The sequence below is a fragment of the Mesorhizobium sp. M0139 genome (genome assembly GCF_040322455.1).
Classification (GTDB): domain Bacteria; phylum Pseudomonadota; class Alphaproteobacteria; order Rhizobiales; family Rhizobiaceae; genus Mesorhizobium.
The window spans coordinates 355,900-378,630 of sequence record NZ_JAMYTN010000001.1 but is presented as its reverse complement, the minus strand read 5'-3'; the positions used below and the strand labels follow the sequence as shown (position 1 = coordinate 378,630).

Here is a 22,731-nt window from a genome sequence, read left to right as displayed (position 1 = left end):
TCAGTTGCTGGCGTGAGCCGGGAGGCTGCGTTATAGACCGACGATCATTCGCCAGGGCCCACCGATGTCCTTCATTCCCGACACCACCACGCTGATCCAGTTCGCCATCGCCACCATGATCCTGGCGATCACGCCGGGGCCGGATATGACGCTGTTCGTCTCGCGCACACTGAGCCAGGGCCGCGCCGCCGGCTTTGCCTCGCTGGCGGGTGCTCTGTTCGGAACGCTGATCCACACAACTTTGGTGGCGGTCGGCATCTCGGCGCTGATCGTCGCCTCGCCAATGGCCTTCCTCGTGCTGAAAACGTTCGGCGCCGCCTATCTGGTGTTCCTGGCCTGGCAGGCAATCACCAAGGGCTCGGCGTTTTCACCGCAGAAGAAGAACGGGCCGCAAATTTCGCTGTTCCGCAGCTGGGCCGCCGGACTCGGCGTCAACCTGCTCAACCCGAAGATCATCCTGTTCTTCATGACGTTTCTGCCGCAGTTCGTCTCCGCTCACGATCCGAACGCGCCGGGAAAACTGTTCTTCCTCGGCCTCATGTTCATCGTGCTGTCGATCCCTGTGACGGCGCCGATGGTGTTTGCCGCGGAAAGGTTTTCGGCGGCGATGAAGGCCAGCCCGCGGGTGACGCGGGTGGTAGACTATCTCTTTGCCGGTGTGTTTTCGGCCTTCGCGCTCAAGATCCTGACCGCTCAGGCGAAGTAGCGGCCTGCCACCAGCTTCCGGCCCAGCGGCCGGCGCTTAGCCAGTAGAAGATGCCGCCGACCATGCCGCAGCCGATCACCGCGGCGATGGCGCGCGGTTCGGTGACGTCGAAATCCACGTTCTGGTGGACGAAGCCGAGGAAGGCCGCGGCCACCAAGCCGCCCGCGAGTGCATAGAACAGCCAGTCGCGGCGGCTGAGGACCTCGGAGATCAGGATTGCGACCACCGCCGGTATGAAAGCGAAATAGGCGACAAACAGCGCCACGAACGGGATCGAAAAATACAGCGCCGCGGCCACCGCTGGGTGCGCATCGTCCGGCATATAACCGACGGAAGCCAGGAACAGCACGTTGAGAAAGGCGCTCGCCGCCAATGAGGCGACGACATAGCCGAACAGGATGACAGCGAAACGGAGGATATAGGCGTAGAGGCGGCTCACGCCTCGCCATGCCCCGCAATCATCATGGCTTCCAGCGCCAGGCGGTCGACCTTGCGCATGCGTTCGGATTCGGATTTGAGCTGCCCGCAGGCGGCCAGGATGTCGCGGCCGCGCGGCGTGCGGATCGGCGAGGCATAGCCGGCATTGTTGATGTAGTCGGCAAATTTCTCGATCGTCTCCCAGTCCGAGCACTGATAGTTGGTGCCCGGCCACGGGTTGAACGGGATCAGATTGATCTTGGCTGGAATGCCTTTGAGCAGCTTGATCAGCCCCTTGGCGTCCTCGATGGAATCGTTGACGTCCTTCAGCATCACATATTCGAAGGTGATGCGCTTGGCGTTGGACAGGCCGGGATAGGCGCGGCAGGCCTCGATCAGTTCCTTCAGCGGATACTTCTTGTTGATCGGCACAAGCAGGTCGCGCAGATCGTCATTGGTGGCGTGCAGCGAGATCGCCAGCATGACCCCTATCTCCTCGCCGGTGCGGAAGATCTCGGGCACCACGCCGGAGGTCGAGAGCGTAATGCGGCGCTTCGACAGCGACAGTCCGTCGCCGTCGGAGGCAATCAGCAGCGCCTTCTTCACCGCCTCGAAATTGTAGAGCGGCTCGCCCATGCCCATCATGACGACGTTGGAGACTTTTCTGCCCTCGGCAGGGACGATGGCGCCGTCGGGTGTGTCGCGGTCGGGGAAATCGCCGAGCCGGTCGCGGGCGGTGAGCAATTGCGCCAGGATCTCTTCCGCCGTCAAATTGCGCACCAGCTTCTGCGTGCCGGTGTGGCAGAACGAACAGGTCAGCGTGCAGCCGACCTGCGAGGAGATGCAGAGCGTGCCGCGGCCTTCTTCGGGGATGTAGACGGTCTCGATCTCGACGGGACGGCCGGCACCGCGCGGCGGAAAGCGGAACAGCCACTTGCGCGTGCCGTCGGAGGAAATCTGCTCCTCGACGATTTCGGGCCGGGCGACGGTAAAATGCTTGTCGAGTTCGGCGCGCAGATCCTTGGAGATGTTGAACATGCCGGCAAAATCGGAGACGCCGCGCACATACATCCAGTGCCAGAGCTGCTGGGCGCGCATTTTCGCCTGGCGCTCGGGCACGATGCCGGCACTAACAAGGGCTTCACCGAGCTCGGCCCGGGTCAGGCCGATCAGCGACGGCTTCTCGGGCGTGGCGCGAGCGCGCAACGCGTCGCGTGCGCCCTCAGTGGTGAGATCGAAGGAAAGGGTCATATCAGCGCCAATATAAGCAAATTGCGGCCGATTTCATCCATCGTGCCGAAAAGAAGCGCGGCGCATAGCACAGGTTGCGGCGAGAGTCATGCGGCGGGAACCGCGCTAGCCTACTTGCACTTGGCGATCGACGTCAGCGCGGCCGAGATGCCTTTCAGCGAAAACACATAGGTCGTCGGATTGCCGCGGCCAGACTTCGCCGAGACCTTCATGTCGGTGCCGGTCTTCATGGCGGCGATCAGCACCGGCTCTTCGGCGGCGTTCTCGACCCAGGCCGACTTGCCGCGGGTGAACATCGAGAACGTCTTCTTGTCGATGGTGACGGTGGCCTTGGAGCCTTCCTGGAATGTGTAGCCGGCGATGAATTGCGGCTCGTAGGACACTTGCTGGCCCGGCCGCTGGCTGACGAAGAAGAACATGTCGCCGTGATCGAGCGTCGGCGGCTGCTTGTCGGTCGGCACGGTGAGCACATAGCAGACCTTGCCGCCCTGCGCCTGGTAGCTGTAGGTGCCCCAGGCATTGTGCTGGCCGATCTTGGTCGCCTGCTGCGCCAGCGCCGGCGCGGCAAAAGCCACCAGGACCAGGCTCGAGACTAGTGCAATCAATCCGCGCATCGCTTTTCCCGTATTCCAAATGGTGCGGGGCAGGCCGGCTTGGCGTCCTGCCCGTCGCTTCATTTTGATTTAATCTGGGTTACCAAACGGTGAATTTCCCTCGGAAAAGGACATTCACCCATGGAAACCACCGCCATTTCCGCGCCGCTTCTTGAAAAAACGGCTTTCGCAATGTCCCTGCGGCGACTTGGAGGCCACGAAAGCGGCAAGAGTTTGACTTTTCCAACGGCCGCAGCGGAACCCGAAGCCAAGCCGCTATCGCCCTGTTTGAGCGGAGGATTTCTTCTGAACCCAGTTGCCAACGCGACGCCGATTCAGCTCTTGTCGGCGATCGCCTCCTTGGCGGCCTTGCGGTGCGCAGGGGTGATATGGGCGCTTACCGTGGAGATCGCGGCGGTCAGCACGGCGATGTCGTCGGTGAAGCCGAGGCCGAAGACGAAATCGGGTATGACGTCGACCGGCAGCACGAAATAGCCAAGCGCTGCCAGCAATATGCCCTTGGCACGCAAAGGCGTCTTCCTGTCGAGCGCGCAATAATAGCCGGCGACGACCTCTTCCATGAACGGAATCTGCCGGGCGGCCTTCTTGGCCGTGCGCCAGAATTTGGCGCGCACTTCACTCTCGTCGCCGAGCTTGCTGCCGAAGCCGAAGAAATCAAAACCGGGCTGCTGCGCCATCAATCCTCTCCTTGCCGGCCGTCGCGCTACGCGTTGCGCGCGGCCGCCACGGAAAATGTGGTGAAAGTCCCGGTCCACTGCAAGAGGATGGCGCCGATTTGGCGTTGCCGCCCCAGCGTTCAGCCGCCAGCATACCCATTCATCTTCTTGGCCAGCGCGATGTCGAGCGCAGTGACACCACCGGCATCATGGGTGTTGAGCGTCACGTCGACAGTCTTGTAGACGTTCGACCAGTCGGGATGATGGTCCATCTTCTCGGCGGCCAGCGCGACGCGGGTCATGAAGGCGAAGGCTTCGGAAAAATTCTTGAAGTCGAAGCTGCGCTTGATCGAGGCGCCATCGGCTGCCTGCGACCAGCCGGCCAGTTCGGCCAGTGCGCCGGCGATGGCGTCCTTGCTGAGTTTCTCTCTCGTCATGATGATTTCCCGTGCTATCCCAGATATCGACCCTCACCATAATGCAAGTCGCCCAAAAGTCCTTTGCGTTTTGGGCTTCCAAATGCACGAACGGCGCATATCGAATGAGCGTAAAGCCGATAAATTCCATACTCTTCGTCTGCCTCGGCAACATCTGCCGCTCACCCCTGGCCGAAGGCGTGTTTCGCGCCGTGCTGGCGGAACGCGGCCGCGACATGGTGCTGGACGACATCGTGCTGGACTCTGCGGCGACCGGCGGCTGGAACCTCGGCGAAGCGCCCGACCCGCGCTCGATCGCGATTGCGGCCCGCCACGGCCTCGACATATCAGGGCAGCGGGCACGCAAGGTCAGGCCGGAGGATTTTTCGCGCTTCGACCTGATCCTCGGCATGGATCGGCAAAATGTCCGCGACCTCAAGGCGTTGGCGCCGGCCGGTGCGCGGGAACGTATTCATCTCTTGGCAGAGTTTGCGCAGGGCAAAACCCGCGACGTGCCGGATCCCTATTATGACGTGGCCGAAGCGTTCGCTTCGGTCTACCGCATGATCCGCGAAGCGTCGGAGGCGCTGGCGACGAGATTGGTGGCGCGGGCGTCGACGCCGGAGAGCGGCCACGCCTCCTCGACAATGTAGGGACCGCCGCCGACCGAATCGCGCGACGACATCAGCACGAAGCGGCCGACGCGAAACGGTAGCGTCGCAAAATTGCCGCGCGCCGACAGGTACCGGGCGACGTCGAGCGGGCTCGAATTGCGCAAGCGTGCCAGCGTAACATGCGGGGTGAACTTGCGCGGGTCGGCGGGCAGGCCGAGCCGCTGGCAGATGCGGTCGATTTCGCTCTGCAGCGCCGAAAGGTCGGGCGAGGCGAAGACGCCGGCCCAGACGGCGTGCGGCTTCTTCTGGCCGAAAGCGCCAACTCCGGACAGGGTGAGCGAGAAGGATGGGCGGTGCACCCGGTCGAGCGCGTTGGCGATTTCGTCGGCGATATGGCCTTCGACGTCGCCGATGAAGCGCAGCGTCAGATGGTAGTTTTCGACATCGATCCAGCGGGCTCCGGGCAGGCCGCCCCTGAGCAGGGACAGCGAAAGAGCGGCGTCACGGGGTATTTCGAGGGCGGTGAAAAGACGCGGCATGGTGAGCCTCCCTTCCTCGAATCGAACTGTGCCCCTAGCGAATCATCGATAGTCAAACGGGGCAAGTGGTTTGTTGGTTGCAGGCATTTTTACGAACAGGCGACCCGGGCCCTCTGCAGCCCGGTCTTTTGTTTCAAAGTTCGCGCGAGGCGAACAGCGTCCTCTCTCTTGATGATAATGGCCATATGACCCTCCTTTTGGAGGCTATATGTCCTTTTTGGCCACACCGGTCAAAATGATCGCCGCGTGTTATTCTCGTCACGCCGGCGTTCAACCGCCACCCTGAACTGCCGCAATCGCCTTCTCCACGGCGGGCAGGATGCGCTCGACCATCGCTGCGACGCCCTTCGGATTGGGATGCAGGCCATCCTCCAACTGCAGGCCGGACTGCCCGGCGACGCCATCGAGAAAAAACGGATAGAGCGGCACATCGTATTTCGCGGCAAGCTTTGGATAGATCGCATCGAAGGCGTTCTGGTAGTCGGCGCCGAGATTGGGAGCGGCGCGCATGCCGGCCAAAAGCACCGCGATCTTGCGCGCTTTCAGCTTCGCCAGCATGTCGTCCAGGTTCTTTTCCGTGATGCTGGGCGAGACGCCGCGCAGCATGTCGTTGGCGCCGAGTTCGAGGATAACCAGCCTTGTCCCATCCGGTACCGACCAGTCAAGCCGTGCCAAGCCGCCGCTCGAGGTGTCGCCTGAAACGCCGGCGTTGGCGACGGTGACGTCATGGCCTTTGGCGCGCAGCGCAGCTTGCAATTTGTCGGTAAAGCCATCGCCAGGCCCGAGGCCGAAACCGGCCATCAGGCTGTCGCCGAAGCCGACGATGGTGAACGTCTCGGCGCGCACGGACGAAATGGCGCCGCAAAGGGTGACGAAAAGGACGAGCCCTGCGGCATTCAAGCGTTTGAAAGACATGTGGCAGCCCCCATATACCAGCCTTCATCCTGATATAGGACGCTTTAATTGTGACAGAAGCCGTCATCGAGCTGAAAGACGTATCCCTGACCCTTGGCCAAGGCGCTTCCTCAGTGCATGTGCTGAAACGCGTCAGCCTGGACGTGACGCGCGGCGAGGCGACCGGCATCGTCGGCCCTTCGGGGTCCGGCAAGTCGACCTTGCTGATGGTGCTGGCCGGGCTGGAGCAGGTCGATTCGGGGACGGTGCGGATCGCCGGCGAATTGCTGAACGGCAAAAGCGAGGACGAGGTCGCATCGTTTCGGGGCCGAAACATCGGCATCGTCTTCCAGTCGTTCCATCTCATTCCCAACATGACGGCGCTCGAAAATGTCGCGGTGCCGCTGGAACTGGCCGGCCATGCCGATCCGTTCGGTGTCGCGGCGCGCGAGCTGGCAGCGGTGGGCTTGAGCGACCGCGTCACCCACTATCCGGGCGAGCTGTCCGGCGGCGAACAGCAGCGCGTGGCGATCGCCCGCGCGCTGGCGCCGTCGCCGCGCATTCTCATCGCCGACGAGCCGACCGGCAATCTCGACCAGGCGACGGGGCGGCAGGTTGCCGACCTTTTGTTCGCCAAGGCGGCCGAGCGCGGCATGACCTTGGTGCTGGTCACGCACGATCCGGCCCTTGCGGCGCGCTGCTCGCGCCAGGTGTCGATGCGCTCGGGCCGCATCGAGGATGCGCCGGTAGCGCAGGTCAAGGTGCCGGCCTGATGCCACTGTCGCAGACGCTGAAGCTCGCGTTCCGCTTCTCGCTGCGCGAGATGCGCGGCGGGTTGTCGGGTTTCCTGATCTTCCTTGCCTGCATTGCGCTCGGCGTCGCTGCAATCGGCGGGGTCAATTCGGTGGCGCAGGCGATCACCGCAGGCTTTGCAGACCAGGGCCAGACGCTGCTTGGCGGCGACTTGCGCTTCCAGCTCAACCAGCGCGATGCGACGCCAGCCGAAAGCACCTTCCTCGACCGCCTCGGCACTGTGTCGCACAGTGCCAATATGCGCTCGATGGCGCGGCTGGAAGACGGCTCCGACCAGGCGCTGGTCGAGGCCAAGGCCGTCGACGACGCCTATCCGCTCTATGGCGCGATCGAGACCGCGCCGCAGCTTGGCAGAAAGGATTTGTTCGGCGAGAAATCAGGCGTCTTTGGCGCCGCCGCGCCCGACCTGTTGTTCGACCGGCTGAATGTGGAGATCGGTGACCGGCTGAAGGTCGGCAGCGCGACATTCGAATTGCGGGCCAGGCTGGTGAGCGAACCGGATGCGGTGTCGGACGGTTTCGGCTTCGCGCCGCGGCTGATGGTCTCGACCGCGGGGCTTGCCGCGTCCGGCCTGATCCAGCCGGGCAGCCTGGTCGAGAATGCCTACAAGGTTCGGCTGCCGGCCGGCGCCAGCCAAGCCGATCTCAAAGCCATCCAGGATCGGGCGGCGAGCGATTTCCCTGAAGCCGGCTGGTCGATCCGCACGCGTTCCAATGCGGCGCCGGCGCTGTCGGCCAACATCGAGCGCTTCTCGCAATTCCTGACGCTGGTCGGGCTGACGGCGCTGGTGGTCGGCGGCGTCGGCGTTGCCAATGCGGTGCGCGCCTATCTCGACGGCAAGCGCGGCGTCATCGCCACCTTCAAGAGCCTTGGCGCCTCGGGCGGCTTCGTCTTCACCGTCTATCTCGTGCAAATCCTGATGATCGCCGGCCTCGGCATCGCGCTTGGCCTCATCCTCGGCGCCGCCATGCCGTTTGCAGCCAGCGCTGCGCTCCAGTCGGTCATTCCGGTGCCGGCTGAAGGCGGCTTCTATCCCGGTGCGCTGGCTCTTGCCGCGCTGTTCGGGCTGCTGGTGACGCTGGCCTTCGCGCTGTTGCCGCTCGGCCGCGCCCGCGATGTGCCGGCGACCGCGCTGTTTCGCGAAATGGGTTTTGAGGGCCGCGGCTTTCCACGCCTGCCCTATCTTGCCACGGCGGTCGGCATCGCGCTCGCTTTGGCGGCTTTGGCCATCCTGTTTTCTGGCGACCGGCGCATCGCCTTGATCTTCGTCGGCGCGACGATCTTTGCCTTTCTGGTGTTGCGCCTGGTCGGTGCTCTGGTGCAGTGGGTGGCGCGCAAAAGCCCGCGTGTGCGCTCGGTCGCGCTTCGGCTCGCCATCGGCAACATCCACCGGCCCGGCGCGCTGACGCCGTCCGTCGTGCTGTCGCTCGGGCTCGGGCTGACGCTTTTGGTGACGCTGGCGCTGATCGACGGCAATCTCAGGCAGCAGATCTCCGGCAGTCTGCCGGAACGGGCGCCGAATTTCTTCTTCGTCGACATCCAGAATAGCGAGGTTGATGCCTTCTCGACATTGATCGGCAAAGAGGCGCCGAAGGGAACGCTGGTCAAGGTGCCGATGCTGCGCGGCCGGGTGATGGCGCTGAACGGCGTTAGTGTCGACAAGGCCAATGTGCCATCGGAAGGCGCCTGGGTGCTGCGCGGCGATCGCGGCCTGACCTACGACGCCAAACAGCCGGCCAATGCGACACTGACCGAAGGCATCTGGTGGCCGGAGAATTACAGCGGCGAACCGCTGGTTTCGTTCTCCAACGATGAAGGCAAGGCGCTCGGCCTGAAGCTTGGCGATACCGTCACCGTCAATGTGCTCGGACGCAATGTGACGGCCAGGATCGCCAATTTCCGAGAGGTGCAATGGGAGACGATGGGCATCAACTTCGTCATGGTGTTCTCGCCCAACACTTTTGCCGGCGCCCCGCATGGCTGGCTGGCGACGCTGACCGAAAAGGATGCCACGGCAGCAGAGGATGCCCGCCTGCTGAACGCCGTCACCCGCGCCTTCCCGGCGGTGACGACAGTTCGGGTCAAGGACGCGCTCGATGTCGTCAACCGGCTGGTCGGCCAGCTCGGCACGGCGATCCGGGCCGCGGCCGGCGTTGCCTTGATCGCTTCGGTGCTGGTGCTTGCCGGCGCGCTCGCCGCGGGAAATCGCGCCCGCATCCACGATGCCGTGGTGCTGAAGACGCTGGGCGCCACGAGGCGCACGCTTATCGCGGCGTTTTCGCTGGAATACATGCTGATCGGCCTGGCCACCGCGGTGTTCGCGTTGGCTGCCGGCGGCGTCTCCGCCTGGTACATCGTTGCCCGCATCATGACACTGCCGTCGCATTTCATGCCGGAGGTGGCAGTGGCGACCTTGGTGTTTGCGCTGGTGATCACGGTCGGCATCGGCCTTGCCGGCACCTGGCGGGTGCTCGGCCACAGGGCGGCGCCGGTGCTGCGCAACCTCTAGGCCCCAAGCGGCAAGGTTGGCCGAATCTGCCGTTTCCGATTAAATCTTGGTAATGTGCAGTCATGGAAGCCCAAGAAAACCGGCTTCCGGAGATTCACCAAGCGTTGCAGCCCGTTACGGTCTTGTTCTTGACGTCAAGAACCATCATATTTCGCCACAGGCATGCTGGAGCCCCGCCAGCGGCGCCCAGGTCCGAAAGGGCCTGACACCGTACGGGGCAGAAGCAACAGAGGATTCCAATGGCTGAGCCCATTCGCAACTACCAGACTTCGGCCGTGCCGGGCGCGCGCGCCGACATTGACCAAGGCCTGCGCACTTACATGCTCAAGGTCTACAATTTGATGGGGCTTGGCCTCCTCATCACCGGCGTCGCCGCCTGGGGCGCTTTCCAGCTCGCCGTCACCGGCGACGGACAGCTGACCGCTTTCGGCACGCTGATCTATGCCAGCGCCTTCCGCTGGGTGGTCATCCTGGCTCCGCTCGCCGCCGTCTTCTTCCTGTCGTTCAGGATCCAGTCGATGAGCGTGGCCGCGGCGCAAACCACCTTCTGGGTCTATTCGGGCCTGGTCGGCCTGTCGCTGTCGACCATCTTCCTGGTCTACACCGGCGCGTCGATCACCCAGACGTTCTTCGCCACGGCGGCCGCCTTCGGCGCGCTGTCGCTCTACGGCTACACGACCAAGCGCGACCTTTCGGCCTTCGGCTCGTTCCTGGTCATGGGCGTGGTCGGCCTGGTGATCGCCATGCTGATCAACATCTTCCTGCAATCGTCGGCGCTCGGCTTCGCCATCTCGGCGATCGGCGTGCTGATCTTCGCCGGGCTCACCGCCTATGACACGCAGACCATCAAGGAAATGTACTACGAAGGCGATCAGGCCGACGTTGCCGGCCGCAAGGCGATCATGGGCGCGTTGAGGCTATATCTCGACTTCATCAACCTGTTCATGTTCCTGCTGCAGTTCATGGGCGATCGCCGCTAGGCGGTCTTCCCATCAGGCAACTGGACCAGCTGATATCAAGAGGGCGGCCAACGGCCGCCCTTTTCTTTTGTGCCGGCCTTTGCTGTCATGGAGGCAGATGAATCGTCTGCGTAAATCATGAGCACTATTTCCATCCGCGCGGCCTTGGAAGGCGACCTCGGCCGAATCACCGAGATCTACGGCGATGCCGTGACGCATGGCACCGCGAGCTATGAGCTGGAGCCGCCCAGCCGCACTGAGATGGGTGGGCGCTTCGACAGCCTGACAGCGGGGGGCTTTCCCTATCTGGTGGCGGAACGAGATGGCGCGCTGCTCGGCTACGCCTATGCCGGCGCGTTCCGGCCGCGCCCGGCCTACCGCTTCATCGTAGAGGATTCCGTCTATGTCGCGCCTGATGCGAAGGGCCAGGGCGTCGGGCTGCTGCTGATGCAGGCGCTGATTGAAGCCTGCCGTATGGCGGGCTTTCGCCAGATCGTCGCGGTGATCGGCGACGGCCATGCAGACAGCGCCTCGGTGCGGCTGCATGAAAAGCTCGGCTTTCGCCATTCCGGTCGCCTGGAAGGCTCCGGCTACAAGCATGGGCGCTGGCTTGACACGGTGTTCATGCAGCTGTCGCTGAATGGCGGCGTAACGGTTCCGCCCGATCCGCATTCGCTGCCGGAGCGGAAGTTTCGTGAGAGCTTGAGGAGGGGGAATTGAGGAGTTGAAGAACTGAAGAATTGAGGATTTGAATAGCTGAGAACAAACCCGGCGGTATTTCGACCGTTACATCCTCTTTTTTCAATTCTTCAGTTCTTCAATTCCCCAATTCTCAATTAGGCCTGGACAATCTTCAGCTTAGCATCGAAGACGTTGAGCACGCGACCGAGTTCCTGGCCGCGCTTGAGGATTCGGCCGCCGGCGGCGATGACGGCGAAGGCGCCTTGCCGGCGCGCCAGTTTCGGATCCTTGACGATCTGGAACAGCGGCACTTCGCTGGCCCGGCGGAAGACTGAAAACACAGCCCGATCAGACAGATGATCGATGGCATAGTCGCGCCATTCGTTGGCGGCGACCATGCGTCCGTACAGCCTCAGGATCTCGTCGAGTTCACGCCGGTCGAAACGGACCGGCTGGTCGAGGCGTTCGCGTCGCGCCTCGTGCAGCGGGATCAATATTGCGGATGCGTCCCCATCCTCCGTCCCACCGCTGCGATCGGTCATCCCGCGATCCCTTTGAAAATGAATCTCGCTTGCAGAAGTTGGCGTGTTCGCCGTGGAATTGCAAGGCCCGGCTAACCATCCCGGGTCTGCGCTGTTTTCGCAACGTCCAGTCACTTTTATAAAACGCGGTGTTTGAATTGGTGATGCCTCGCCACATTTCCGCCTTTTTTTATCCGCGCTCATGCCCCAATGTCCGACGAATTTACCGGCGTTGCCTGAGACGGTTCGGTCCGGCACCGGCTCGTAAACCCCAAGCCCCCCGCCCACGGGTCTGCGTCGGATCGAACCAACCTCGGACTTTCCTCAGGGAGAGACCGGGTGCGACGATCCCAAAACCTAAATGACCGACGTCAGAAGCAAGCTGACGTCGGTTTTTTTGTTTTTGGCTGCTTGAAGAATTTGCCGGAGGCTGCGGTGCCCAGTTTGCGGGCGCATCCCCTCACCCGGATTGCCAGCCGAATTGCAACAGCAATTCGGGCCAATCCGACCTCCCCCGAGCGGAGAGGAGTTCGCGCCAGCGCTGATTCAGCCCCTTCTCCCCTCGGGGAGAAGGTGGCCGAGAACGGCCGGATGAGGGGGCCTCTTAAGGCTTGTGAATAAACGCAGCGCCCAGAATAGGGCCCGGCAGGCCGTCCTTGCCGACCGACTGCAGCAGCACGGCGCAGCCGCCTTTCTTGGCGATCTCGGTCATCGGCAATTCGTAGCGCTGCGCCTTGCCGTGCCACATGCCGGCGGTCTGGATGCCGGTGACGGCGTTCCAGTAGGTCATGCTGCGGCCGGTGTTCTCGCCCTTGGCGATGGTCACCGTCTGCGGTGGTTCGAAATAGACGATGACGACATGGGCGTCGCTCGGGCCGCTACCGGCGTCGCCGGCATCGATCATGACGCGATCGCTGGTGCGGCTGACTTTGACGCTGACCCGCATGCCTTCACCGGATTTTTCCATGCGGGCAAGCGCGCCGTCGACCTCCTTGCGGCTGGCGCCATTGACATGGCTGCGGCCATTGATAACGGCTTGCGGCGTGTAGACGGAGCGGGTGCCGAAGGCGCGCATATAGTCATATTGCCGGTCGGTATTGTCCTTGCTGCTCAGCGTGTCCTGCCAGCCGAGATAGTCCCAGTAATTGACGTGGTAGGCGAGCGCGACGACGTTGTCCTTGGCCGCCAGCTCGGCAAAGAACGCGTCCGCCGGCGGGCAGGAATTGCAGCCCTGGCTGGTGAACAGCTCGACCACGCCCAAGGGCCTGTCAATCTGCGGTTTGTCGGTCTGGGTCGTTCCCGATTCCTCGGCGAACCCGGTCCCGGCAAGCGCCGAGAAGGCCAGCGCAAAAGCCGCAAGCCGCAGAGGGTGTCGAGGTGCCATGATCGTTCCGATTCCCGCCGGTGACGCCGGCCTTGTTCTGGTTGCCCAGATTTGTGGCAGAAGCGACAGTCAACGGGAAGTCACGTTGCGGTGAAATTTTTGCTGCCGCAACCATGGGTATGGCCCCTACAGGCGGAGCACTTCACCGCCCGGTTCGATCGGGAGCATGGCATCATGAGCGTGGGGCAGATCTTGCTGAGCCCAGCCGGTTTTTACTCCTGTCGTACAGGGCGGAGCTTCGATCGGGTCGGGCAATGCTTTCGAAAGACTGGGAGTAGGGAGTAGGGAGTAGGGAGTAGGGAGTAGGGGGATGTCGTTCCCCGCTACCGCCCAATCCCTACTGCCTAAGCCCTGGCCGCTACGCGGCCAGATCGCGCAGCACGTATTGCAAAATGCCGCCATTCTTGAAGTAATCGAGTTCGTCCAGCGTATCGATGCGGCAGATGATCGGCACGTTCTTCACGGTGCCGTCGCCATAAGTCACCTTGGCGATCATCGTCTGGCGTGGCTTGATGGTGCTTATGCCGTCGATCTCGACCAGCTCGTCACCCTTGAGGTTGAGCGAGGCCCATGAGGTGCCTTCCTCGAAGACGAAGGGGATGACGCCCATGCCGACGAGGTTGGAGCGATGGATGCGCTCGAAGGACTGGGCGATGACGGCACGGACACCGAGGAGATTCGTTCCTTTAGCTGCCCAGTCGCGCGAGGAGCCGTTGCCGTATTCGACGCCGGCGAAGATGACCAGCGGCACGCCTTCCTTTTTGTATCTCATCGCCGCGTCGTAGATCGATTCCTCTTCCTTCGACGGGTAGTGGATGGTGTAGCCGCCCTCGCGGCCGTTCTCGCCCAGCATGTGGTTGCGGATGCGGATGTTGGCGAAGGTGCCGCGCATCATCACCTCATGGTTGCCGCGCCTTGTGCCGTACTGGTTGAAGTCGGCAACGCCGACGCCATGGTCGGTGAGGTATTTGCCGGCCGGGGAAGCGGCCTTGATCGAACCCGCCGGTGAGATGTGATCGGTGGTGATCTTGTCGCCGAACAGGCCGAGCACGCGCGCGCCCTTGATGTCGCCGATCTTGCCGAAACCGGAGGTCATGCCGGCGAAATAGGGCGGGTTCTGCACATAGGTCGAGTTGTCGTCCCAGGCATAGGTCTGGCCTTCCGGCGCCTTGACGTTCTGCCAGTATTCGTCGCCCTTGAAGACGTCGGCATATTTGCGGGCGAATAGCTCACGTGTGACGTTCTTCTCGATGAACTCCTGGATCTCGGCCGAACTCGGCCAGATATCCCTGAGATAGACCGGCTTGCCGTCGCGGCCTTCGCCGAGTGGCTCGGTGGTCAGGTCCTTGGTGACGGTGCCGGCCAAAGCATGGGCTACCACCAGCGGCGGCGACGCCAGATAGTTCGCCTGCACGTCAGGTGAAACACGGCCTTCGAAGTTGCGGTTGCCGGAGAGCACTGCGGCGGCGATCAGGCCCTTATCGTTGATGGTCTTGGAGATCGGCGCCGGCAGCGGGCCGGAATTGCCGATGCAGGTGGTGCAGCCGAAACCAACCAGGTTGAAGCCGATCTGGTCGAGCTCCTTCTGCAGGCCGGACTTTTCCAGATATTCGGCGACCACCTGGCTGCCCGGCGCCAGCGAGGTCTTCACCCACGGCTTCTGCTTGAGGCCGAGCCGGTTGGCGTTGCGCGCCAAAAGGCCGGCGCCGATCAGCACGCTCGGGTTGGAGGTGTTGGTGCAGGACGTGATGGCGGCAATGACGACATCGCCATGACCGAGATCATGGTCGGTGCCTTCGACGGCATAGCGCTTGTGGATTTCGGCAGCCTTCTTGTACTCGGTTTCCATCGCCTTTGCGAAGCCGGCCGGAATGCCTTCGAGCGGAACGCGGCCTTCGGGGCGCTTGGGACCTGCCATCGACGGCACGACGCTGTCGAGCTCGAGTTCGAGCAGGTCAGTGAAGACAGGGTCGGCCGAGCCGGCGTCACGCCACATGCCTTGCGCCTTGGAATAGGCCTCGACCAGGGCGATGCGGCTTTCCTCGCGGCCCGACATTGTGAGGTAGCGGATGGTCTCGCCGTCGACCGGGAAGAAGCCGCAGGTGGCGCCATATTCGGGCGCCATGTTGCCGATGGTGGCGCGGTCGGCCAGCGTCATGTTGGACAGGCCCGGGCCGAAGAACTCGACGAACTTGCCGACGACGCCCTTCTTGCGCAGCATCTGGGTGACGGTCAGTACGAGGTCGGTGGCGGTGATGCCCTCCCTGAGCTTGCCGGTAAGGCGGAAGCCGATGACTTCGGGCAACAGCATGGAAACCGGCTGGCCGAGCATCGCCGCCTCGGCCTCGATGCCGCCGACGCCCCAGCCGAGCACGCCAAGGCCGTTGATCATAGTGGTGTGCGAATCGGTGCCGACGCAGGTGTCGGGATAGGCGGTCGTTCCGCCGTCTTCCGTGTTGGTCCAGACGACCTGACCGAGATATTCGAGGTTGACCTGATGGCAGATGCCGGTGCCGGGCGGCACGACGCGAAAATTGCGGAACGCCTGCTGGCCCCATTTCAGGAATTTATAGCGCTCTTCGTTGCGCTCATATTCGAGCTCGACATTCCTGGCAAAGGCCAGTGGCGTGCCGAATTCGTCGACGATGACGGAGTGGTCGATGACGAGGTCGACCGGCACCAGCGGATTGATCTTCTGCGGATCGCCGCCGAGCGCCTTGAGGCCGTCGCGCATGGCGGCCAAGTCGACCACCGCCGGGACGCCGGTGAAATCCTGCATCAGGACACGCGCGGGGCGATAGGCGATCTCGACGCCGGCGGTGCCCTTGTCGGTCAGCCAGCCGGCAACAGCCTGGATAGAGTCCTTGGTGACGGAGCGGCCGTCTTCATTGCGCAAAAGGTTTTCCAGCAGCACCTTCATCGAATAAGGCAGCTGGGCAATGCCGGTGAGGCCGTTCCTCTCGGCCTCGACCAGATTGTAATAGACATAGTCCGCGCCACCCACGGTGAGGGTGCGGCGGCAATTGAAACTGTCGAGGGATTTTGACACGTGCGGTCCGTCCTTGTCTGTTCAGCCTGAAAGGGAACGGACGCCGATGGGCATGCAATCACGCGCAAAGGTGCGGGTACGGCCATTTCCGCTGTCCGTTCCCAGCCAACCCGAGCCGTTCAAGGCGGCGCGTGCGCTGGTTCGGCGCAAATTCTGTTCCCGTGCCGACCGCTGGCACGGATGTCCCGCATATAGAGAATTTTCTGGAATAGTTCTAGACAGTTGCGGAGCAAATTTGTGCGATGCGGCAGCTATCGCGCGGTAAAGTTTTCGGGACGGGCAGGCATGCGGCTGATTGCCGAAAATCTGGGCGGCGAACGCGGCGGCGAGACGGTCTTTTCCGGCATCGGTTTTGCGCTCGACAAGGGCCAGGTGCTGGTCGTCACCGGGCCGAACGGCTCGGGCAAATCGACGCTGCTCAGGGTCATCGCCGGGCTGCTGCCGAAGGCGCAAGGCGATGTGCGCATCGAGGGCGGCGAGAGGTTTCCGACGATCGCTTCGGCGGTCCACTATCTCGGCCACCTCAATGCAATGAAGACGGCGCTCAGCGTGGCGGAGGATCTGCGCTTCTGGCGCGATTTCAACGGCGATGGGCAGTTGGGTGTCGGAGAGGCGCTGGAGACGGTTGGTCTCGGCGGCATCGGCCATCTGCCTTTCGGATATTTGTCGACCGGGCAAAGGCGGCGGGCGGCGATTGCGAAATTGCTGGTCAGTCATAAGCCGCTGTGGCTGCTGGATGAGCCGACGGCTGGGCTGGATAAGGCCTCGGAGGCGCGGTTTGCGGGGCTGATGACGAGGCATTGCGCAGAAGGTGGAATCATTGTCGCGGCGACGCATTTGCCACTGGGATTGGATGGAGCACAGGCATTGAGGATGGGAGCAACAGGGTGATGTCGGCATTCCCGCCCACCCCCCTCTGCCCTGCCGGGCATCTCCCCCGCAGGGGGGGAGATCAGATGTCATGCCGGCTTTCGCCAATCACCGGCATTGAAAAAGAGGCGTCAGCAGTGGAACTGCCAATCTCCCCCCTTGCGGGGGAGATGTCCGGGAGGACAGAGGGGGGTGTGAAGGAACGCCACCTTCGGCAAGATGGCAATCAAACCGCAGGCGCGGCTTGGCAATGCTAGCCCTCTTCCTGCGCGACGTCCGTCTCTCAATCCGTGCCGGGGGCGGGGCGCTCACCGGCGTCATCTTCTTCCTCGCCGTCATCGCCACCATCCCCTTCGGTGTCGGACCGGACCTGAAGCTGCTCGCCCGCATCGGTCCGGCGATCCTGTGGATCGGCGCTCTGCTCGCCTGCCTGCTCGGCCTCGACCGGCTGTTTCAGGCCGATCGCGAAGACGGTTCGCTCGATCTTCTGGTGCTGGGCAATGACCGCCACATGCTGGCGCTGACGGTGCTGGTGAAGTGCCTGGCGCATTGGGCGGGCAGCGTTCTGCCGCTGGTGGTTGCGGCACCTCTGCTGAGCCTGTTCATGAACATGGAGCCGCTCAGCATCGGCGCCACCGCGCTGACGCTGCTGGTCGGCACGCCGGCGATCACTTTCATCGGCGCGGTCGGGGCGGCGGTGGCGGTGGCGCTGCCACGTGGCGGGCTGCTGATCTCGGTGCTGGTGCTGCCGCTGACCATCCCGGTGCTGATCTTCGGGGTGTCGGCGAGCTACGGCGCGGTGGCCGATCCTGATCCGTTCCTGCAGCCCTTCCTCATTCTTGCCGCGCTGACGCTGTTTCTTGCCGTGCTGGGTCCGGTGGCGGCAGCACTGGCGCTGCGGCATGGAACGGATTGATATGACCGCTGCGGCGCGACGATCAATTGCGAAGCCCCAGCCGCAAAGCTAAGAAAGCCGCAAAGCTATGGGAAGGCCATGATCGAGCACGACGAAGTGACGGTGGAAGGGGAGCGAAGCGCATGAGTGCACACGCACTCTATGTCGCGGCCGCCTATGGCATCACGGTGATCGTGCTGGCCGGGCTGATCGGCTGGATCCTGCTCGACCAGCGGACCCGCAAGCGCGAACTGGCAGACCTCGAAGCGGCCGGCGTGCGGCGTCGCTCGGACAAAGCCGGTACTGGGGCCAGCACTGGGGCCAGCACTGGGGCCAGCAAGCCATGAGCACGGAATGCGAAACGCCGGCGTCGCCGCGCCGCCGCCTGGTCGTGCTGTTGCCGCTGCTGGTTTTTCTCGGCCTCGCCGGATTGTTCCTGTCGCAGCTTTTGTCGGGACGCGATGAGGCGGCAGTGCCGTCGGCGCTGATCGGCCTGCCGGCGCCGCAGACCAACCTGCCGGCGCTGGAAGGGTCAAACCTGCCCGGGCTGGATTCGAAAGCCTTCGCCGGCAAGGTAACGCTGGTCAACGTCTTTGCATCGTGGTGCGCGCCGTGCCGGGAAGAGCATCCGGTGCTCTTGCAGCTGTCGCAGGACAAGCGCTTCGTCATGGCCGCGCTAAACTACAAGGACCAAGCGCAAAACGCGCGCCGGTTCCTTGGTGATCTCGGCAATCCGTTCCAGGCGATAGGTGTCGACGAGGCCGGCCGCACGGCCATCGACTGGGGCGTCTACGGCGTGCCGGAAACCTTCGTCATCGGCAAGGACGGCAAGATTGCCTACAAGCATGTCGGGCCGCTGACAGGGGAGTCGGCGAGGGATGTTCTGTTGCCGCAGATTGAAAAGGCGCTCGCGGCACCGGGCTGACGTTGGCGCCATGCCCCCTCATCGAGCCGCTACGCGGCCACCTTTTCCCCGTGGGGAGAAGAGGGAAGCATCGGCACAGGCTAGCTCCTCTCCCGGGGGGAGAGGTCGAATTGCCCGAATTGCTCATGCAATTCGGTTTGGCAATCCGGGTGAGGGGGCGGTGCCCCGCTGACGTCTGAAATGCTCAGCCGTAGATCTGCCTGTGGATCTGGTAGAGCATTTCCGAGCGGTCGGCGCGCAGGTCGGCCAGATCGCGGCTCGTCAGGTTTTCGATTTCCGCGACGAGGCGGTTGTAGTGGCGGCGCTTGGCCATCGAGGAGCGCGCGCGGGAGAAGAGGTTGTCAAAAGCCATAGCAAGGGTCCTTTCGTGCCGCATATCAGCGGTGAATTTGTTCCTCCCTTGGTCGTTCGCACCATGACATAGGAATGGTGCGATGCAAAAAGAAGATGTTGCAATGCACCATTGCACAGGGCGCATAGCGGGTTAATACAGCGCTACAGCACCATAAACGGCCGGACAGGCTGGCGGGCCATGCCGGCCGGGCACCTTTTGTCTTACAAATTGCGCCTGCGCCACCTTGCCATCGCGCCCGCAGGCTGGCTTGATCCGCGCGTCACGTGATGCCCGGAGGAAATGCATGGCGACCGCAGACTATTACGAAATTCTGGATCCGCGTTTCGCGCGGCTGTTCAACGGCAACGCCCAGGTGGAAAAGCTGTTTACCGGATGTCAGTGGGCGGAAGGGCCGGCCTGGTTCGCCGCCGGCCGCTATGTCGTCTGGTCCGACATCCCCAACAACCGCATGCTGCGCTATGACGAGACCGACGGCAATGTGAGCGTCTTCCGTCAGCCCTCCGGCAATTCCAACGGCAACACCGTCGACCGCCAGGGCCGACTGGTGACGTGCGAGCATTCCGGCCGCCGCGTCAGCCGCACCGAGCATGACGGTTCCGTCACCACCATCGCGGCCGAATGGAAAGGCAAGCGGCTGAATTCGCCCAATGACGCGGTCGTGAAATCCGACGGCTCGATCTGGTTCACCGATCCGAGCTACGGCATCGACACCGACTATGAGGGCGACAAGGCCGAAAGCGAGATCGGCGCTTGCAATGTCTACCGGGTCGATCCGGATACGGGCGAGGTCGAGGCCGTCATCACCGACATGGTCCGGCCGAACGGGCTTGCCTTTTCACTGGATGAAAGCCAGCTCTATGTCGTCGACACCGGCCGCACGCATGGCGCGCAGAACCCCGCGCATATGCGGGTCTTCAACGTCGGCAAGCACGGCAAGAAGGTCTCGGGCGGCAAGGTGTTCGCCGACTGCACGGCCGGCCTGTTCGACGGCTTCCGGCTCGACGAGGCCGGCCGCATCTGGACCAGTGCCGCCGACGGCATCCATTGCTACGATCCCGACGGCACGCTGATCGGCAAGGTCAAGGTGCCGGAAGTGACCGCCAATTGCGTGTTCGGCGGCAACAAGCTGAACTGCCTCTACATCGCCGGCACCACGTCGCTCTACATGGTGCGGCTGATGGTGAACGGGGCGAAGACGTATTGAGGCTGCTGCAAACGCTTCTCTGGCGGCCCTTGATGGCGTTTCTGCGCCTGCCGGCGGCGCCTGTTGCGCTGCGGCCGCCGGAACCACCGCCAAGCGGTTCGCCGGAGCGGATTTCGAAGCCGCCCAGCGGCGGCGGTATCAGACACAATTCAAGGGGAGGACATCATGCCATTCGTCAACATCCGCATCGTCAAGGAAGTGATCGCCGCTGATCCCGCTGGCAAGAAGGCCGACATTGCCAAAAAGGTCACGGCGGCCATCATGGACGCCACCGGGCTTAGCAATGACGACGTCTGGGTGGTGTTCGAAGAGGTCAACGCGCGCGACTGGTATGTCGGTGTGACCGATGTCGATACGTTGCGGAAGGGGTAGCACTGCGGCACGTTGGGGTGCGCCGCACCCTTTCGTTCGTCATCCTAGGGTCTGCGCCGCGTCGCTTCGCTCCTTGCTCCGCCCTAGGATGACGAGGCAACGTTTGCGCGTATAAAACTCGCGAAAACCTGCACCGCTTCGCGCATGGCCCGCAGGTTCTCGTCCTCTCCCAGGATCGCTTCTATCTCCGGCGGTTTCTTGCCGAGCAAGGCAATCTCCAGAACCGCATTCTCACAAAGCGCGAACGACATGGTGCGCATGATCTCGGCCAGCGCGGCGCGGGCATAGAGCGAGCGCGCGGAGGCGTGGGCCAGCATGGCGGGCTTGCCGACTGCGGCGTCGCGCGAGACCAGCCAGTCGAGAGCGTTTTTCATGCCGCCGGGCACGCCATGGGCATATTCGGGGCAGGAGACGATGATGCCATCGGCGCTGGTGACGGCCTCGATCAGCCGCATGGCCTCGGCCGGTGTGCGCTCGCCTTCGTCATCCGGGTTGAAGATCGGCAGCAGGCCGAGCCCGTCATAGACAGTTACGCGGCAATCCGAAGGCGCGTTCGCGGACAGCGCCGCCAGCAGCGCCGAATTGGTCGAGGCGGCGCGCAGGCTGCCGGAGATGGCGAGGAGTTCGATCACGGGGAAACAGGGCTAGGGAAACCGGCAAAGGACTGCAATGGCGAATCGTACGCGAAATTTACCACAGGGTCTTGCTGTAGGCCTCGTCCAGCGAGCGGTCGAAATCGTCGGCAGTTTCGGCATGCGCCATCTGATCGGACAGGATCTGACCGAGCGTCGGCAACGTCGCGCGGTCGTGCCAGCTGTCCGGCTTCCACAATTCGGAGCGCATGAAGGCCTTGGCGCAGTGCATGTAAGCGGCCTTGACGCTCACCACGACGACGCTTTGCGGTTGCTTGCCGTCGACGGTGAGGCGCTCGCGCAAACCGGCATCGACGGTTATGCGGGCGTCGCCATTGATGCGCAGCGTCTCGTTCATGCCGGGGATGAGAAAAAGCAGCCCGACCGAAGGGTTGAGCAGGATGTTTTCCAGCGTGTCCAGCCGGTTGTTGCCGGGCCGGTCGGGAATGGCGATGGTCGTGTCGTCGAGGACAAGGGCAAAGCCCGGTCTGTCGCCTTTCGGCGTCACGTCGGCATTGCCGGCGCCGTCGGAAGAACCGATCAGCACGAAAGGGCTCTTGCCGATGAAAGAGCGGCAGTGGCCGTCGAGCGCCCTGAGTTCCTTGCGCATCGAGGTGTCGGTCGGCCGCGGCGTCTTGTAGATCGTCCTCAGTTCATCGCGCGTGGTGACGAATTCCATGGCCGTCTCCGTTTATTCTGACGCAATTCCGGACGGCTTCACACTTTTCCTGGAATTGCTCTACTTGCCGGCTTCTTCCACCTTCTCGGCCTTATCCTCGATCGAATGGTGCAGGATCAGCGGCATCTGGCTGAAGGTGAACAACAGGGTGATCGGCATGATGCCCCAGACCTTGAAGGTAACCCAGAAGTCGGTGGAAAAATTCCGCCACACCACTTCATTGGCAAGAGCCAGGAACAGGAAGAACAGGCCCCAGCGGAAAGTCAGCTTGCGCCAGCCTTCGGCATCGAGGCGAAAGGCCGAATCGAAGACATAGCCGAGCAGCGATCGGCCGAAATACAGACCGCCGAGCAGCACGCCGCCGAACAGGGTGTTGACGATGGTCGGCTTCATCTTGATGAACACGTCGTCCTGCAGATAGAGCGTCAGCGCGCCGAAGATGAAGACGACGACGCCCGAGACCATCGGCATGATCGGCAAGGTGCGCAGCAGCAGCCAGGAGGCGATCAGCGCGACCGCCGTCGCCGCCATGAACAGGCCGGTGGCGACGAAGATCGGCCCGCCGAATTCGGCCAGGACAGGAAATTTCTGCACCAGCCAGGCGCCGCGTGCATTGGCGAAGAAGAACACCATCAGCGGCCCGAGTTCCAGCACCAGCTTGAGCAGCGGATTGACGCTTTCTTTCTTCTTTCGCGGGTCGGACGGGTCGCGTTCGAGGATGGGAGGGTTCATGACTTCCTTCTGACGCATGATCTTGTCCAAAAAAGCCTGCAGCT

26 protein-coding genes are annotated in these 22,731 nt (G+C 63.0%); 12 read left to right on the top strand and 14 right to left on the bottom strand.

Going from position 1 to position 22,731, the window contains the following annotated elements; all coding sequences use genetic code 11:
* Positions 1-64 precede the first annotated feature (64 nt).
* A complete protein-coding gene (locus tag NKJ58_RS01850; RefSeq protein ID WP_023715748.1) occupies positions 65-706 on the top strand; it encodes a LysE family translocator in 642 nt (213 codons plus the stop codon).
* Here NKJ58_RS01850 and NKJ58_RS01845 read toward each other — a convergent pair.
* The 5 genes from NKJ58_RS01845 to NKJ58_RS01825 all read right to left on the bottom strand — a co-directional run bounded on the left by NKJ58_RS01845 (position 678) and on the right by NKJ58_RS01825 (position 4,081).
* Positions 678-1,145: a hypothetical protein gene (locus tag NKJ58_RS01845; protein WP_352852742.1), complete on the bottom strand. Its 468-nt coding sequence runs from the start codon at positions 1,143-1,145 to the stop codon at positions 678-680. The genes NKJ58_RS01850 and NKJ58_RS01845 overlap by 29 nt on opposite strands.
* Entirely contained in the window at positions 1,142-2,374 is a 1,233-nt protein-coding gene (gene rlmN, locus NKJ58_RS01840; RefSeq protein ID WP_023671717.1) for a dual-specificity RNA methyltransferase RlmN, read from the bottom strand. Before rlmN ends, NKJ58_RS01845 begins: the two co-directional genes overlap by 4 nt.
* Positions 2,375-2,484: 110 nt before the next feature.
* On the bottom strand, positions 2,485-2,988 hold the full coding sequence (locus NKJ58_RS01835; RefSeq protein ID WP_023671718.1) for an invasion associated locus B family protein: 504 nt from the start codon (positions 2,986-2,988) through the stop codon (positions 2,485-2,487).
* A 314-nt stretch (positions 2,989-3,302) separates the two neighbouring features.
* Positions 3,303-3,665, bottom strand: coding sequence for a YkvA family protein (locus tag NKJ58_RS01830; RefSeq protein ID WP_023671719.1), 363 nt, complete (start codon positions 3,663-3,665; stop codon positions 3,303-3,305).
* 119 nt (positions 3,666-3,784) lie between these two features.
* The gene (locus tag NKJ58_RS01825) at positions 3,785-4,081 is read right to left on the bottom strand and encodes a 4a-hydroxytetrahydrobiopterin dehydratase (protein WP_023738023.1); all 297 of its coding nucleotides are present in this window, start codon (positions 4,079-4,081) and stop codon (positions 3,785-3,787) included.
* A gap of 104 nt (positions 4,082-4,185) precedes the next feature.
* On the opposite strand from NKJ58_RS01825, the gene NKJ58_RS01820 reads away from it, so the two are divergent.
* Complete coding sequence (locus tag NKJ58_RS01820; RefSeq protein ID WP_352852741.1) at positions 4,186-4,713, top strand: low molecular weight protein-tyrosine-phosphatase; 528 nt, start codon at positions 4,186-4,188, stop codon at positions 4,711-4,713.
* On the opposite strand, the gene thpR is transcribed toward NKJ58_RS01820, so the two are convergent.
* Together thpR and NKJ58_RS01810 are read right to left on the bottom strand one after the other, a co-directional pair.
* Positions 4,617-5,213 (bottom strand): RNA 2',3'-cyclic phosphodiesterase, encoded by a 597-nt coding sequence (gene thpR / locus NKJ58_RS01815; RefSeq protein WP_352852740.1) that lies wholly within the window; start codon positions 5,211-5,213, stop codon positions 4,617-4,619. The genes NKJ58_RS01820 and thpR overlap by 97 nt on opposite strands.
* 270 nt (positions 5,214-5,483) lie before the next feature.
* Entirely contained in the window at positions 5,484-6,128 is a 645-nt protein-coding gene (locus NKJ58_RS01810; protein ID WP_023745434.1) for an arylesterase, read from the bottom strand.
* 50 nt (positions 6,129-6,178) lie between these two features.
* Between NKJ58_RS01810 and NKJ58_RS01805 the strand changes: the two genes are divergently transcribed.
* The 4 genes from NKJ58_RS01805 to NKJ58_RS01790 all read left to right on the top strand — a co-directional run bounded on the left by NKJ58_RS01805 (position 6,179) and on the right by NKJ58_RS01790 (position 11,108).
* Positions 6,179-6,880 (top strand): ABC transporter ATP-binding protein, encoded by a 702-nt coding sequence (locus tag NKJ58_RS01805; protein WP_023683841.1) that lies wholly within the window; start codon positions 6,179-6,181, stop codon positions 6,878-6,880.
* Positions 6,880-9,429, top strand: coding sequence for an ABC transporter permease (locus NKJ58_RS01800; RefSeq protein ID WP_352852739.1), 2,550 nt, complete (start codon positions 6,880-6,882; stop codon positions 9,427-9,429). Before NKJ58_RS01805 ends, NKJ58_RS01800 begins: the two co-directional genes overlap by 1 nt.
* 239 nt (positions 9,430-9,668) lie before the next feature.
* A complete protein-coding gene (locus NKJ58_RS01795; protein WP_023671726.1) occupies positions 9,669-10,409 on the top strand; it encodes a Bax inhibitor-1/YccA family protein in 741 nt (246 codons plus the stop codon).
* A gap of 117 nt (positions 10,410-10,526) precedes the next feature.
* Positions 10,527-11,108, top strand: a complete 582-nt coding sequence (locus NKJ58_RS01790) for a GNAT family N-acetyltransferase (RefSeq protein ID WP_023683843.1) — start codon at positions 10,527-10,529, stop codon at positions 11,106-11,108.
* Between the two features lie 116 nt (positions 11,109-11,224).
* Here NKJ58_RS01790 and NKJ58_RS01785 read toward each other — a convergent pair whose 3' ends face one another.
* From NKJ58_RS01785 to acnA, 3 genes are all read right to left on the bottom strand, one after another.
* The gene (locus NKJ58_RS01785; protein ID WP_023683844.1) at positions 11,225-11,611 is read right to left on the bottom strand and encodes a DUF2794 domain-containing protein; all 387 of its coding nucleotides are present in this window, start codon (positions 11,609-11,611) and stop codon (positions 11,225-11,227) included.
* A 583-nt stretch (positions 11,612-12,194) separates the two neighbouring features.
* Entirely contained in the window at positions 12,195-12,974 is a 780-nt protein-coding gene (locus NKJ58_RS01780) for a DUF1223 domain-containing protein (RefSeq protein WP_023683845.1), read from the bottom strand.
* Positions 12,975-13,332: 358 nt separating this feature from the next.
* Positions 13,333-16,023 (bottom strand): aconitate hydratase AcnA, encoded by a 2,691-nt coding sequence (acnA, locus tag NKJ58_RS01775; RefSeq protein ID WP_023745430.1) that lies wholly within the window; start codon positions 16,021-16,023, stop codon positions 13,333-13,335.
* Between the two features lie 285 nt (positions 16,024-16,308).
* Between acnA and ccmA the strand changes: the two genes are divergently transcribed.
* The 4 genes from ccmA (at position 16,309) to NKJ58_RS01755 (ending at position 18,713) form a co-directional block, all read left to right on the top strand.
* A complete protein-coding gene (gene ccmA / locus NKJ58_RS01770) occupies positions 16,309-16,914 on the top strand; it encodes a heme ABC exporter ATP-binding protein CcmA (protein ID WP_023828743.1) in 606 nt (201 codons plus the stop codon).
* Between the two features lie 229 nt (positions 16,915-17,143).
* Positions 17,144-17,809 carry a heme exporter protein CcmB gene (gene ccmB / locus NKJ58_RS01765; protein WP_023828742.1) on the top strand — a complete coding sequence of 222 codons (666 nt, stop codon included), beginning with the start codon at positions 17,144-17,146 and terminating at the stop codon, positions 17,807-17,809.
* Between the two features lie 122 nt (positions 17,810-17,931).
* The gene (gene ccmD, locus NKJ58_RS01760; protein WP_023683849.1) at positions 17,932-18,135 is read left to right on the top strand and encodes a heme exporter protein CcmD; all 204 of its coding nucleotides are present in this window, start codon (positions 17,932-17,934) and stop codon (positions 18,133-18,135) included.
* Positions 18,132-18,713, top strand: a complete 582-nt coding sequence (locus NKJ58_RS01755; protein ID WP_352519384.1) for a DsbE family thiol:disulfide interchange protein — start codon at positions 18,132-18,134, stop codon at positions 18,711-18,713. Before ccmD ends, NKJ58_RS01755 begins: the two co-directional genes overlap by 4 nt.
* Before the next feature lie 184 nt (positions 18,714-18,897).
* Here NKJ58_RS01755 and NKJ58_RS01750 read toward each other — a convergent pair whose 3' ends face one another.
* Positions 18,898-19,065, bottom strand: a complete 168-nt coding sequence (locus NKJ58_RS01750; RefSeq protein ID WP_023683851.1) for a hypothetical protein — start codon at positions 19,063-19,065, stop codon at positions 18,898-18,900.
* Between the two features lie 286 nt (positions 19,066-19,351).
* On the opposite strand from NKJ58_RS01750, the gene NKJ58_RS01745 reads away from it, so the two are divergent.
* Positions 19,352-20,272, top strand: a complete 921-nt coding sequence (locus NKJ58_RS01745) for an SMP-30/gluconolactonase/LRE family protein (protein ID WP_023671738.1) — start codon at positions 19,352-19,354, stop codon at positions 20,270-20,272.
* A 165-nt stretch (positions 20,273-20,437) separates the two neighbouring features.
* Positions 20,438-20,644: a tautomerase family protein gene (locus tag NKJ58_RS01740; protein ID WP_352519382.1), complete on the top strand. Its 207-nt coding sequence runs from the start codon at positions 20,438-20,440 to the stop codon at positions 20,642-20,644.
* Positions 20,645-20,727: 83 nt separating this feature from the next.
* Here the strand turns inward: NKJ58_RS01740 and NKJ58_RS01735 are convergent, their stop codons facing one another.
* From NKJ58_RS01735 to NKJ58_RS01725, 3 genes are read right to left on the bottom strand one after another with little or no spacing between them, the layout of a single operon-like run.
* Positions 20,728-21,276, bottom strand: coding sequence for an NADPH-dependent FMN reductase (locus NKJ58_RS01735; RefSeq protein WP_023683853.1), 549 nt, complete (start codon positions 21,274-21,276; stop codon positions 20,728-20,730).
* A 58-nt stretch (positions 21,277-21,334) separates the two neighbouring features.
* A complete protein-coding gene (locus NKJ58_RS01730; RefSeq protein ID WP_023706747.1) occupies positions 21,335-21,955 on the bottom strand; it encodes a pyridoxamine 5'-phosphate oxidase family protein in 621 nt (206 codons plus the stop codon).
* 60 nt (positions 21,956-22,015) lie between these two features.
* The gene (locus NKJ58_RS01725) at positions 22,016-22,687 is read right to left on the bottom strand and encodes a septation protein A (RefSeq protein WP_023710236.1); all 672 of its coding nucleotides are present in this window, start codon (positions 22,685-22,687) and stop codon (positions 22,016-22,018) included.
* Between the last annotated feature and the right edge of the window lie 44 nt (positions 22,688-22,731).